Annotated in this window: 17 protein-coding genes and 1 pseudogene; 1 reads left to right on the forward strand and 17 read right to left on the reverse strand. The window is 34.0% G+C overall.

Going from position 1 to position 12,777, the window contains the following annotated elements:
- Positions 1-120: 120 nt before the first annotated feature.
- The 17 genes and pseudogenes from MHH59_RS14650 to MHH59_RS14730 form a co-directional block, all read right to left on the reverse strand.
- Complete coding sequence (locus MHH59_RS14650; protein ID WP_087945754.1) at positions 121-213, reverse strand: putative holin-like toxin; 93 nt, start codon at positions 211-213, stop codon at positions 121-123.
- Positions 214-357: 144 nt separating this feature from the next.
- Positions 358-471: pseudogene (locus MHH59_RS14655) on the reverse strand (alkanesulfonate monooxygenase); the annotation flags it as partial.
- Between the two features lie 217 nt (positions 472-688).
- Positions 689-1,417, reverse strand: a complete 729-nt coding sequence (locus MHH59_RS14660) for a hypothetical protein (protein ID WP_340851602.1) — start codon at positions 1,415-1,417, stop codon at positions 689-691.
- Positions 1,414-2,004 carry a TetR/AcrR family transcriptional regulator gene (locus MHH59_RS14665; RefSeq protein WP_002127831.1) on the reverse strand — a complete coding sequence of 197 codons (591 nt, stop codon included), beginning with the start codon at positions 2,002-2,004 and terminating at the stop codon, positions 1,414-1,416. Before MHH59_RS14665 ends, MHH59_RS14660 begins: the two co-directional genes overlap by 4 nt.
- Before the next feature lie 251 nt (positions 2,005-2,255).
- Positions 2,256-2,765 carry a DUF402 domain-containing protein gene (locus MHH59_RS14670; RefSeq protein WP_201056664.1) on the reverse strand — a complete coding sequence of 170 codons (510 nt, stop codon included), beginning with the start codon at positions 2,763-2,765 and terminating at the stop codon, positions 2,256-2,258.
- 119 nt (positions 2,766-2,884) lie between these two features.
- The gene (locus tag MHH59_RS14675) at positions 2,885-3,949 is read right to left on the reverse strand and encodes a hypothetical protein (RefSeq protein WP_340851603.1); all 1,065 of its coding nucleotides are present in this window, start codon (positions 3,947-3,949) and stop codon (positions 2,885-2,887) included.
- A gap of 12 nt (positions 3,950-3,961) precedes the next feature.
- Positions 3,962-4,435 carry a tetratricopeptide repeat protein gene (locus MHH59_RS14680; RefSeq protein WP_002013416.1) on the reverse strand — a complete coding sequence of 158 codons (474 nt, stop codon included), beginning with the start codon at positions 4,433-4,435 and terminating at the stop codon, positions 3,962-3,964.
- Between the two features lie 183 nt (positions 4,436-4,618).
- Positions 4,619-5,308 (reverse strand): phosphopantothenoylcysteine decarboxylase domain-containing protein, encoded by a 690-nt coding sequence (locus MHH59_RS14685; RefSeq protein WP_002127835.1) that lies wholly within the window; start codon positions 5,306-5,308, stop codon positions 4,619-4,621.
- A 12-nt stretch (positions 5,309-5,320) separates the two neighbouring features.
- The gene (locus tag MHH59_RS14690; RefSeq protein ID WP_131243733.1) at positions 5,321-6,121 is read right to left on the reverse strand and encodes an aminoglycoside N(3)-acetyltransferase; all 801 of its coding nucleotides are present in this window, start codon (positions 6,119-6,121) and stop codon (positions 5,321-5,323) included.
- A gap of 248 nt (positions 6,122-6,369) precedes the next feature.
- The gene (locus tag MHH59_RS14695) at positions 6,370-6,771 is read right to left on the reverse strand and encodes a GNAT family N-acetyltransferase (protein ID WP_002127840.1); all 402 of its coding nucleotides are present in this window, start codon (positions 6,769-6,771) and stop codon (positions 6,370-6,372) included.
- Between the two features lie 61 nt (positions 6,772-6,832).
- The gene (locus MHH59_RS14700) at positions 6,833-7,771 is read right to left on the reverse strand and encodes a DMT family transporter (RefSeq protein ID WP_002013410.1); all 939 of its coding nucleotides are present in this window, start codon (positions 7,769-7,771) and stop codon (positions 6,833-6,835) included.
- Positions 7,772-7,843: 72 nt separating this feature from the next.
- Positions 7,844-8,362, reverse strand: a complete 519-nt coding sequence (locus MHH59_RS14705; protein ID WP_340851607.1) for a DinB family protein — start codon at positions 8,360-8,362, stop codon at positions 7,844-7,846.
- A gap of 15 nt (positions 8,363-8,377) precedes the next feature.
- Complete coding sequence (locus tag MHH59_RS14710; protein WP_002032747.1) at positions 8,378-8,878, reverse strand: GNAT family N-acetyltransferase; 501 nt, start codon at positions 8,876-8,878, stop codon at positions 8,378-8,380.
- Between the two features lie 34 nt (positions 8,879-8,912).
- On the reverse strand, positions 8,913-9,458 hold the full coding sequence (locus MHH59_RS14715; protein ID WP_002185628.1) for a GNAT family N-acetyltransferase: 546 nt from the start codon (positions 9,456-9,458) through the stop codon (positions 8,913-8,915).
- Between the two features lie 15 nt (positions 9,459-9,473).
- A complete protein-coding gene (locus tag MHH59_RS14720) occupies positions 9,474-10,175 on the reverse strand; it encodes a nucleotidyltransferase domain-containing protein (RefSeq protein WP_033729208.1) in 702 nt (233 codons plus the stop codon).
- Between the two features lie 16 nt (positions 10,176-10,191).
- The gene (locus tag MHH59_RS14725; protein ID WP_002127844.1) at positions 10,192-10,875 is read right to left on the reverse strand and encodes a DNA alkylation repair protein; all 684 of its coding nucleotides are present in this window, start codon (positions 10,873-10,875) and stop codon (positions 10,192-10,194) included.
- A 147-nt stretch (positions 10,876-11,022) separates the two neighbouring features.
- Complete coding sequence (locus tag MHH59_RS14730; RefSeq protein WP_340851609.1) at positions 11,023-11,691, reverse strand: hypothetical protein; 669 nt, start codon at positions 11,689-11,691, stop codon at positions 11,023-11,025.
- 219 nt (positions 11,692-11,910) lie between these two features.
- Here MHH59_RS14730 and MHH59_RS14735 point away from each other — a divergent pair, with 219 nt between their 5' ends.
- Positions 11,911-12,738: a peptidoglycan-N-acetylglucosamine deacetylase gene (locus MHH59_RS14735; RefSeq protein ID WP_002127847.1), complete on the forward strand. Its 828-nt coding sequence runs from the start codon at positions 11,911-11,913 to the stop codon at positions 12,736-12,738.
- Positions 12,739-12,777: the final 39 nt, after the last annotated feature.

Here is a 12,777-nt window from a genome sequence, read left to right on the forward strand (position 1 = left end):
AAAAAAGACTAGTGTGCGGCTACACACTAGTCCACGTAACTTAGCAGATTGGATTGTTCATTTATCCTATTTGTTTCGTACAAACACAACAACCCACTTTCTATAGGCATAGGTGGGTTGTTATTTTTTGAGCTTGTCAATTAAGACGACAATAAACGTTAACAATGCAATGAGAAACAGTCCACCTTGCAGCAGCAACGTAATTTCACTCACGTATTATCACCCCCCTCCTACTTTGGAGAAGTGATAATTGAACAACCAACCGTACCATAAGTTACCTCTTAATTTTATCATATTTATTAATTGTTTACGATGAAAACCCGCAAGCTTAAAAACTTGCGAGTTTTTTATTTCTCACTATTTTTTTAAAGCATATGCATCAGCTATCATTTCACCAACGATTTTATTTTCTTGTTGCTTCTCGTCTTTTAATAAAGGGAATAACAGTTCTGCCACTTCTTCCCCCTCCTTGAACTGATTCATATAAATGAATGGATTCGGTTTTTCCAATCAGCGATACGTTATAGAATTAACTACATATTATAAAAACATTTCCTATAAGTTAACTAGTCTTTATTTAAAGACACATATGATTCGTTTGAACATCGTTACTGTTTGTTTGAAATACAGTTCGATTTATATTCATAAAAATTGTATATTTCTTTATTTGAAAGGTATTTTTCACTTACTATTTTTTATGGTCCTTAATCCGCTGTAACCAATAAGAAAACTCACATGCTAAATGCATTTGATGTGATTTAATAAGACTATTAGGACAAAGTGCTGGGAACTCAACAACTAGACTTACTTCTATCCCAGTATCAATATCTTTAAATTGATGCCGAACTCCACCAATAATAGTACCATCTTTCATACGTGCAACACCTGTTGATTGGTATTGGTAAGACTTATCTCTAGGTGTTTTCAATCCCGTTTCGTCACCAAAAACAATGAAAAATTGAACTGGGAACGGAGAATTACCTGTAGTTTCGATAACCTCTAATTCATTTTCCCCAAAGGGGCTTAGTACATAGTGATCAGGACAAGCCGATAAATTCACTTGATTATTTTCACGTGATTGTTCAAGCATAAAACTATCAATTCCATTTATAGCTTCTTCTGCTGTAATCCCATCTAAATAGATGCTTGTTTTTGAAAATTTTCGTCTATCACCAGATAAAACAGTACAGATACGCATACCTATTCCACTTAATCTAAGTTTTGATTTCAGTTTATCATACATTTCATTATATGAATATTTAAACTTTACTTCCGTTAGCTTTTTTATCATGACGTCTGTATCATTTATTTCAGGCCCTTTATGTCCTAATGTATTTAATGCTTTTTTAATACGTTCTCTTTTCCATTTTGTAAGTTGCTCTTGCGAAATATTGTTTCCATCGATAATAATCTTCATATACATTCACCTTCTTTTTGATCGTATCGTAGTGTAGTTAATACTAAATTAACCATTTCTTGCTTCGTATCTAGATTCAACTTTACTTCTGAATGAGCAATACTGCTAAGACCGTATAAAATAAATCCAGAAGCTAATGAGGAGTTGTCAGTATAAAAAATCCCCGTTTTCACTCCTTCTTCAATTACTTGTCGAATTAATGGTTGAATTCGTGTGAATAATTTCTGTTCCAGTTGAAAATGTTGTTCCGTCTGAAACGAACTCACATTTTTATAGGGTGCTAATTTTTCAATAAATGTCCAAAATATATCTAGAGAATCTTTCATCTTCTGCATTACAGACCGTTCATTTGAAATAAGTATTTCTTCAATTAACTCCATATTTTTCACAATGAAGCTATTTAAAGTCTCATCAACAAAATCTTCTTTAGATTTAAAGTAATAGTAAAACAACCCTGTTGCTACACCAGCCCGACTAACAACATCTTTTATGCTAAATCCTCCCATACCATTTTTCATATATAGTTCAAAACCAATATCCATTAACTCTTGGCGTCTTATATCGGGTTCTTTTGATATTCTTTTCATACGTCATCTCCTACTATGTTTTTTACCACGACTGAATCTGATTCAATCATAAACGACTGAACTTGATTCAGTCAATCTTATTTGATAAATTTAAAAATCAATTTAGAAACTAAGCAACAAAATTCCTACAAAAAAAGAGTAATCCCAAGAAATATGCTTCTAACCTTAGATTTATCAAAAAAGTTAGATCATATAACTTGAGACTACTCATTTTCATTAAACACGTATTCTCTTTTCAAATCGATTAAACTTTATTTTAGCCGCACCATTTCTGTCTCTACAATCATTTGAGGAAGCGACTTTTGAATTATTTCCTTTAATACATAAAGAGCTTCATCCACATAGCCACCTTCAAAACTCTCTAAGGGCTCAGGTAACTCATCCTCATCTAAAATAAAACATTCTCCACTTGGCATTACCATAATATCAATAATTAAGTCTTCAAATGACACTAGTTCGTCTGTTATTTGCGTATTTTTTACAACATTAAAATAAGCGCCTAAATACATTCCGTTCTTATCTCTCCATATGTATAAATTGTACGGACGATTTTCCCAGTAGTATGCAATGGTGTAACTTCCTTTTTGGATTGTTAAACTCGAATCATTTGTATTCATCGTAAATGAATACTGAACCTCATAAAATAACACGATACTTTGCGATTTCTTTTCAAGTATTAAGCAATTGTGATCTACTATTGTCGAGTCATATCGGATTTTTCTTTCTATAATTTCACTTTTAGGTGTTCGTAATTTATTCATTTTTTTGTTTCCCCTTATGCTATTTCTAGTCTTAATTATATCCGTTTATATAGCGATAAAGAAGTGTACGGTCTACAATTACACAATAAAACTCCTTCTTATTTAGAAGGAGTTTTTCACTATCCACCATTCATATGTTTTAACCTTTCAGTAACCGCATCATAAAATTTTCGTTTCTCATCAACATTTAAGTGAACACGACTTACTGTTTTAGTAAATCCATACAACAACTGCACTTTCACTGGCTCTTTTAGCGTTATTTCAAAAGTAGCAGGTTCTTTTATGAACTCCATAACAGTTGCATCCAGCACCTCTTTTTCTTCTTTTGCTGTTAGGGATTCCCCCTTGTAGAATGCAATATTATCAATTTGTGTAAATGGCAATACAACTTTCTTTCCTAATCCAATTTGAATGATAACTTGTTCTTCTGTTACGACAATTGGATTTTTACGCATCGCTTGTATTTCAGTTAAAAAATAAATCATCGCATATACGTTTAGTATGAGTAAAATCCAAGCTATTACTGGATTCCATTGATGAAGTAAATAGTGAAAACCGATACTTTCAATTACTGTTGCGTGAATAATCATAATATAAACACCTATAGCGCCGGTCTTTTTGTGATAGGAATATGTGCATTCACCATCTGGTACTTTTTCACGCCACGATAAAAATGCATAATAGATTAATTTACACTCAGTAAGAATGATACTTACAGCCTTACTTCTTTTCATAGTAGCATCAAACGCTGCATCAATCGCATAAGAAAATGAAGAATACTCACTTCTATATTCTTTATATCGTTTTATTATTTTAGGAAGTACTCTTATAATTTTATATATAAGAAACAGTTCAAAACATACGAACACAATTTCTCCAGCAACTATTACATACGAAACAAATGAAAAAGCTTGTAAATAATCACTAGGAATTATAAATCTTGCGAATACATATCCAGCTATAACTACAGGAAACATATACGTTAATGAATATCTTTTCCGTATAATAAAGAAATATGTGATGACTGGAATTACAAACATAAAATCTAATAATGAACCGAGGACTACTTCTTTCGGGGCAGCTGGCACTATTGGCAGGGCATACAATAAATAGTTTGATAACATAATTAAAGATACGAGTCCAATCCAAATGCCTTTTTTCCTTCTTGAAATTGATGGATTCATTCCTTCTCTCCTCTATTCAAAAACCTCATTTAAATGGTCTTTATAAAATGAAATAGCACGTTCAAATTCTTTTATCTCATCTACTTTCACAACTGTCTCTAACAGTAATTTCATCGCTTCTTCATGTTCGTTTACGTTATATTTTGCTAATGATAAAAACACTTTCATCACGTCATTTTCCGGGAACTTCTTTATCCCTGCTTCTAATAAAGTAATCGCTTTATCATATTCCCCTATACAACGATACGTACTGCCAAGACCGATATACGCACCGCAAAGGGATTCACCATCAAGTCCGTTCGCAATTGCCTGTTCATAATACGGAACCGCCTCCGTTTCAAGACCCATTACATCATGTATCCAAGCACATTGATATAGTACTTCTGCATCCCTCGTAAAGTTTGTTAATCCTATAAGTATCTCTCTAGACTGCGCATATTTCTTTTCATTTCTAAGTTTAATAGCTTGCTTTAATAAATGTTCCATACAATCCACTCCTCACAAAATGTTCATTATGCATATATCATGTATTACACATTTACGAGCAGCTAATGGCCTATTTATTCCATTGACTCAATTTAATAATTAGTGAGGGCTAAGTTCCCCCACTAATTTAATATTAACTCCATTACATACTATGCGACTGCATCTCTTTCTAAAAGCTTAAATTTACATCGCAGTGATACGATTACATAAATGCTCTAACATATTGACAATTTCTTTTGCAGTTTCATCTTTCCCATTACATAACTTCACATTACCGTCTTGTCCAATAACGTGATGCACAGCACCGCGAGAATATAAAGAATGCGGTGAGTTTGCTACCATTACACTTGCTTTTGCATCTTCCATTCTTTTACTTGCTCTTTCAATAAGTTCTGCTTCATTTACGTCACTTTCAAGTTTAAAGCCAACGAGTATCGTTTCTGGATCCCAACTCTTTATTTGTTTTAATACTTTTGGCGCTTTTTGAAAATGAATAATTGGAGCGATGTCACTTGAAATCTTTCCGTTCATATTAAGAACATTTCCATCTTGATCACAAATCTTTTCGACAACCCAATCTGAGCCAGCAGCAGCCATAATAACTGCATCTACTTTTTCATGTGTAATAATACTTTTCATCTTATCTTGTAAATCAATAATCCCCTCAAATGGGTGCAATTCTAATTGGTTATTTACATCCATTGGCTTCTCAGCGAAATAGCCATGCAAATATATTACATGTGCGCCCTTTGTCATTAGCTCTTCCGCAATAATTCTTCCAATCGTACCTTTTGCTAAATTTGTATGTCCACGTACTTGATCCCATTTTTCTAGGCAGCCGCCGCTCGTAATTAATACTTTTTTCTCCTGCATAATAACCATCCCTTACTGATTTTTCGCACGAAACCACTCTGTTCCAAAGTCAACTGCATCACGCTGCCTCATAAAACGGCACGTCGCATTCCCTATCTTCCCACGCGTAACTGTTCCTTTAAGCTCATATTCAACTCCGATTTCTACAAACGTATCAGAATCGTAATCCATTTCAACGAATTCTTTCCATACTCTTACACCTTCTTCTATAATAGGTGCTCCTACCTTTATTAACTCGCGTGCACCTGTACGTACCTCAGATAAATGTATAGACGTATTAGAGTCATAACCAACACCAAGTAATAATATGTATCCATCTAAATCGTATATTTTTCGTAATGGCGATTCTTCACCAAAACTTATGGAAAGTGAATGATTCGCTGTAATTTCTTCTGCGTGTTGCCCCCATGCTGCAAAACTACTGAGTGGATGATTACTGCGCAATACATTCGGATATGTACGAAAACATTCAACTACTTCTCCCATTGCCCTTGTTGGTGTTATACGTGGATCAAATGCTGGGACGTTATCCCGAATAATTTGCCACCATTCTTCTGGTACAGGTGGTCTTGACCAATGTTTTGGATCGGATAAATCCGAAGATTGCGTCGGCATAATTATCGTTCCTTCTTCTGTAACAACTTTCATTAACGCTTCTACTACGGCAACTGCACCGCCTGATATCCAACCGATTGAACTTAATGAAGAATGTACAATAACTGTTATTCCCTTTTCTATCCCTAATGCTTTTAAATCATTTGTAATTGTTTCGATTGTATTTGGAAATTGTGTATTCGCCACTATGTCATTCATTTTCACGATTGTTCCCCCATTTTGCTTTAAACTAATACATACATATATTATCATATTTTTCTTAATTTTTAACTTAATCATTCCAATTACTATACCTCTGTCGTTTTTATCATATCGGAAACAGTTAAATTATTGTATATTAATTTAAAATAAATATAGAAAGGTAAACACAATCAAAAACTTTCAATCTAGCAATCTTAATTTATACTAATATGAAATAGCCCATCACAAATGATGAGCTATTTATTTTATTCATTCTCTAAATAACAATAAAACCTCTCTACCCCCAGATATTTCTCTCCCAAGCTTTCAATCTTAAAGTTACATTTCTTGTAAAATCCGACTGCCTCTGTATCTGTCTCAGCCTCAATATATGTTAACTCATATTCCCTAATTATTTCTTTAATCATTTGAAGTGCAATTCCTTGATTGCGATATTTTTCATCAACAGCTATGTGACACATTCTCGCTCTATTTGTATGAATTAGCGCTATACCTATGCAACCCTTATTCCCATATTTATATAGCACTGCCTGATCATTTTTATACATTGAAACTGCTTTAAATAAGCTTGCTTCACTCGGACCGGTCGCATGCTTTAATACTTTTTTAATGGGATCTATTTCTAAATGCTCAACACGTTGTAACATCCTATCTCCATCCTTTCTCATGAAAAAAGATTAGCTCTTTATTGAAAAAGAGCTAATCTTTTTATGCCGTTATTTTCTCTTCTTTTTTCACAACTACAGCTACATAACTATGAAGTATCATTCCGACAATTACAAGACTCATTCCAACCCACGATAAAGAAGACGGAATTGGAGCCGATAACCAGAGCAGCTCTCCTACTAATGCAAATAAAACTTCACCAGACTGTGTCGCCTCGACTGTTGCTAATTTTTGCGGATCATCTTTTACAAGATCTGTCGCAAAGAAGAATAATACCGTTGCGATTAACCCTGAACTAACTGCTACAATAAAACATTGGAAAACTTGACTACTTGACGGTAGTCCGCCTGTTGATACTTCATAACCAGATAGTAAAAACCAAAATGGTAAACTTGCTAATGTCATACCGAGAACTCGTTGGAAGACATCTAATTCGCCCTTACATACTTGCATCATTTTTCTATTTCCAAGTGGATATGCAAACGCAGCAATGAGTACAGGAACCACACATAAAATGGTTTCACGAATCCCTAAAGAAGAAGCGTGTTCTACTTGCATAAGAACAACACCGAATAAAATAATGCCTGACATTACTAATTCTTTCATTGGAAGTTTTTTATGTAATGGGTCTACCGCAAAAAATGGTGTTAACAAAATCCCTGCAACTATTGTAATTTGCCAAGTCGAAGCGACAAGCCACCCCGGTCCAAACGCACCCGCGAAACTAAGCGGTGCATAAAAGAGACCAAACCCTACAATACTCCATAACAACCACTCTTTCGGATTGTTTTTCATATATTGCAAGAGTTGTTTTAAATTCCCTCTATACATGACAATAAGTAGTAGCATTGGAACCATAAAGTAATACCGTAGTGATGCACTCCAAATCCAACTCCCGCCCCCTAAGTCCATCGACCGGTTTAACACAAAGGTAAAGGCAAAGAAAAACGATGCCAATATCCCTACTGCAATAGCTTTCATTATAAAACCCCTTATATAGTTTCTTTTTCTACTATATAACAAAATGAATATAATTAATATTCAAAAATTTAATCATACATGCGGTCTACTTCTATATAACTTTCGTAATCGACTAATATGAGCTTGATGGTACCGATTATGATCGGCTATATGCCATATTCCCCACCTTATAGTCGCATTTTCTCCCTTTTCATAAAAAACTTCTCGTGTTAAATCATTTTCTGTTAGTTTCATACATTCCTCATAAAACATATGTTGCACAGCTTCATAATCTTGCATTAATTCTTGTAATTTGTACTTTCTTAAACTAGGCAATTTTCCCATTTCATTCAACATTGGTCCATATTTATTTTCAAGTGCAGGCGGAACTCCCTCTCCTTTTAAACGGTACACCCAGTGTAAATTGACTACTGCTAAATGCTGAAGTAGCTGTCCAATGTTATTTTCATTATTTTCAGACCCTTTATAGGATAGTTCGTTCTTTTCAATACCTTCGACTAACCTTTGCAATCGTTTAAATGTATCAGTAACCGTTGCATACAAAATTGCCACGTTGGGGTTCATATCTTTTTCTAAATGGAGATCTTTCATGATAATATCCTTCCTTTAAAGAAACAACACCATATTTTCATCATCACTATACACACCATTCACCTTTATAGCTCTTTTTTCAATTCCATACGTTTTAAAGCCCATTGATTCATACAATTTTTTTGCTGGTTCGTTTGTAGATACAACACCTAATGTCAATTGCTCTAGTTTTATATCTCGCGCTCTTTGAATGGCATTTGTTATTAACTCACGTGCCAATCCGTTCCGCCTGTTTTGTGCATCTACATACATCGCAACGATATGACCTTTATGTTTATACGCCTCTCTCTCTTCTGTTAGTAAAGTGACAACTCCAACTAAATGATTTTCTTCATTAAATGCACCAAATGTACAACTAGTAGTAGCTGTTAAATTACTTTCCACTCGCTTAATAGGATTTTCCTGGCGAATCGCCTCTTCATAAGTTGTTACAAATGCCTCTGGATTTACTTGTAAAGCTTGTAAACGTAAGTCCCAATATTTTTCCGCATCTTCTTTCGTAAGTAATCTAATCATTTTCCCCATCCCCCTTTTAGTTTACATAACATTTTTATAGACTATTAAATAAAGATTGATATTCTTCTTTTAACATACTATAACGATAGCGATGAATGAACTTCCCTTTACGTAACCGATCATTTCTCATTATTCCTTCACAAACAAATCCTGCTTTTTCATAACTCTTTCTAGCTTGTAAATTATCTTCGTCTACTCGTAGCCATATTTTTTCTAATTCGAATACAGAAAAGCCAATTTGTAACATACTGTATAGTGCTGCCATTCCATATCCTTTACCCCAATATTCTTTATTTCCAATGGCAACCCCTAGTTCAGCATTTTTATTTGTATTATCAAAGTTTTTTAGGTCTATCCATCCAATGTGTATACCTTCCTTTGTAACGATAGCTCGTTGTTCATAACCATTCCCTCGACTTATGCATGCTTCAATCCACCTTCTCGTATCTTCACGAGTGAACGGTGGATATTGATCTGGTACAACTAAATGCTTGGTTACTTCTGTATCTAATGACCATTGATATCGATCTTCTACATCATCTATTGTCAGTTCTCTTAATTGAACGAATGGTACATTCACTTTGCTATCCCCTTTTCATTTCCCTATAGAAAAGCCTTCGAACATTCTTCCTCCGTATTGATCTAGCGTGTTTTCTACAAAAGTAATTAATTCATTTTTCTCCTCTGTTTTATAAAAATGATCAAAAGCCGCTACAAAATGTTCTGCATATTGCTCGTCATACCTTCTTAACACTCTAATAAACCATTTTGAATTTCCAAGCCATTGACCATTTATCCTTAAAACATATTCATGTACTAAATCAGCTAATAAATTGGCGATGAACAATTCTTCTTCTCTCTTTGTTGCACCAATGAAATCATCCAAGGTATCCGTAATAAAATAGCGTTTCTGCTTCATCGTTTCTTCTGACCATTTTTTTGGTCCTTTATTTAATAAATCATTCGCTTCTCTTTTAAGTGTCTCTACAATTTCATCTTTTCCTTTTAGCACAATCCCTTCTGAAACTAATTGAGGTAATGAAGGTCTCCCGCGCTCACAATCACTTTTAAAAAAGGTTTTATACGTTTCAAAATTATGTACGAATACTTCAACAGGCCAGCCATTACTATAGAAGGATTCTCTATAACAAGATGACAAACTTTGGTCGAATATTACAATATCAAGGTCAGATGTTTTCGTAGCCTCTCCTCTAGCCACACTTCCCCCTAGTAAAGCAACATCACAATTCGAAAATTGTGATGTAATTATGCTTTGTGCCGCTTCCATTGGTTTCATAACCGTTCCCCTTTTCTTATTTCACTTTCTTTTTTTCAGCTCTTTCTCTCGCTTTTTTTATATACGGTTCTGCGTCTGGTGTTTTGCATGACGTTGCACCATGATCAACTTCTACTTTTCCAATTTCACGTGCAATTTCAATTGCTTGTTGCTCTAAAGCTTCATTTCGAATCCCTATCGCGATTAAAGCACTATTCATCGCTTCTTTTTTTCTATTTTTTTCATTATGTATATTTGCTTTAATTTCTTCTAGATACGGAGTGAAAAATTCATCATGTAACGTTTTATTTTTAATCGCTATATTTGCTAATAAAGACCAACCTGCTCTTCCAATCCATTCATCATCAGACTTCGTCCACTCTTCCATTCTTTCTATTGCGATTGGTGACGTACATATAGCTGTCATAAGAACGTCCATTAAACAATAGTAATCAACATCCTGAACCCATCTATTTAGTTGTTTTGACGTTAGTTTCTTCGGATCTAAAATCATCGTTGCTAAAGTCATTGCATCCATATTTTTCGTTTCCCATAATGAGATTGCTAAATCATGATCCTTTTTTATCCTCTTTTTCAACAATTTTAAATTTGCAAAACTAACTCCAAATAACGGCTCTTTTGCCCCATGATTTTTAAAGATTTTACGGTTTTGTTCTGTTCCATATTCTTCTAGTTGCTGCATTACTTCTTCAAGTAACATAGATCCACCTCTTTTATATATTTTGTTGCCTTCACATATGTATGTACGATATATTCTACATTATTTTTTGGTTTTCCTATATTTATTTTTAAAATACGGTATGTGAAATTTTATTGATGTTCTTTAAAATAAAAAACATCCTCTTCCTTATTTTTCACACGGTTGTTCATTCACACTCTGTATACAATACTCCACAAGCGCATTCAACGGATTTATTATGTTCCTTCCTATTATATTTTCTACCCTTGTAGCAGCATCTACCATAGATAATTGTGCAACTGAAAGCATTTCGTTTCTATCTTTCATAATTTCATATAAATACTTTTCTAATTTAACATCATGCTCTTCTTTACGACCTTGCATAATTAACTCAAATATCCCTTCTATCACTTCTACTTTTACATGTATGGATTTATTATTCTGCCGAGCGTATTGTTTTAAACGTTCCATCGTTCCTGAAACCGTACGATTATTTGTAAAAAGTATTGTTTGTGGCTCTTCAATATGACAAATCATTTCAAAAAATAGCTCATCAATTTTCAATATAGGTATGTCTATTTTGAAATTCTCATCTAATAGCGTAATATAATCTGTACAAGTTAATAAAAGTGTATCTATATCACTTTTGGCTATATACTTTATAATATCTTTTAAATTACTCCGTGCTTGTTCTTTTTCAAAATCGCAATCTTTTTTTAATATGCGTGATAAGATGGGATCTACAAAATGGAGTATTTCGATTCCAAAAGATTGCAATGCTCGGTCAATGTATTCAATATTTGAATGATGAGCATGTAAACAAGCTAATTTTTTCATACTTTTCCTCCCTTTCTAAAACAAAAAACGTGAATGAACCATTATTACATGCAGTTCCATTCATTTAATTCTTGTTTCATTTTTTCAAACCTGCAAAACAGTGAAATCTTACATGCTTTTTAACAAACTTTTTTGCGCTTGTAAAAAAGTTTTTTTGCATTTCCCCCTCTAAAATTGCTAATATAGTAGAGTAGAACTTTTATAGAGAGTAGGAAAATTATGCACAATGGAATTCGGATGACAACTTTAGTGAAAAGGGCTCTGTTGATTTGCGCTGGGGTATTATTTACATACGAAGCTGCTTACGGATCAACACATATCGCTCTAGCAAGTACAGAGGATGAAGCGAAATCTGTTCAACTTGTAAGTGAAATTCAAACGTCCCTTGCTCCGAAAGAAGCTCCAAAGCACTATAACGGGCAAGTTAGAAAAGTCGCTTACTTAACATTTGACGATGGTCCTGGAAAATACACAGCTGAGCTTTTAGATATGTTAAAGAGTGAAAATGCAAAAGCAACATTCTTCCTAATTGGTTCAAACGTAAAAGCTTTCCCTGATCTTGTAAAACGTGAAGATGCTGAAGGCCACTATGTTGGGATGCACAGTATGACTCATAACTACAAGAAACTTTACACAGAAGGTCATTACGTTGATGAAATGAAAGAAGACCAAGGCTTAATCGCTGGCGTTCTAGGAAAATCTCCAGTATTAACTCGTCCATCTTACGGCTCAATGCCAGGGTTAAATGAAGCTCTTCGCAACAAAGTTGTTGAAAATGGTTTAAAAGTTTGGGATTGGACAATTGATTCATTAGACTGGAAATACAACAAAATGCAAGTAGACGCTGCATCTGCTAAAATCGTAGAAAACGTTCTACATGGTGCTACAAACCCAACAGAAGTTATTCTAATGCATGATATTCATCCACAATCAGTTAAAGCAGTACCTGGTATTATTAAAGGGCTGAAAGAAAGAGGATATGAATTAGAAGCCTATAATGAGAACGAACACTTCCCATTAAACTTCTGGCATGATAATCGTATGTAATAAAAAGACTTGATTCCCTCTTGTAGGTTATCAAGTCTT

Source organism: Bacillus sp. FSL E2-0195 (genome assembly GCF_038003645.1).
Classification (GTDB): Bacteria; Bacillota; Bacilli; order Bacillales; family Bacillaceae_G; genus Bacillus_A; species Bacillus_A mycoides.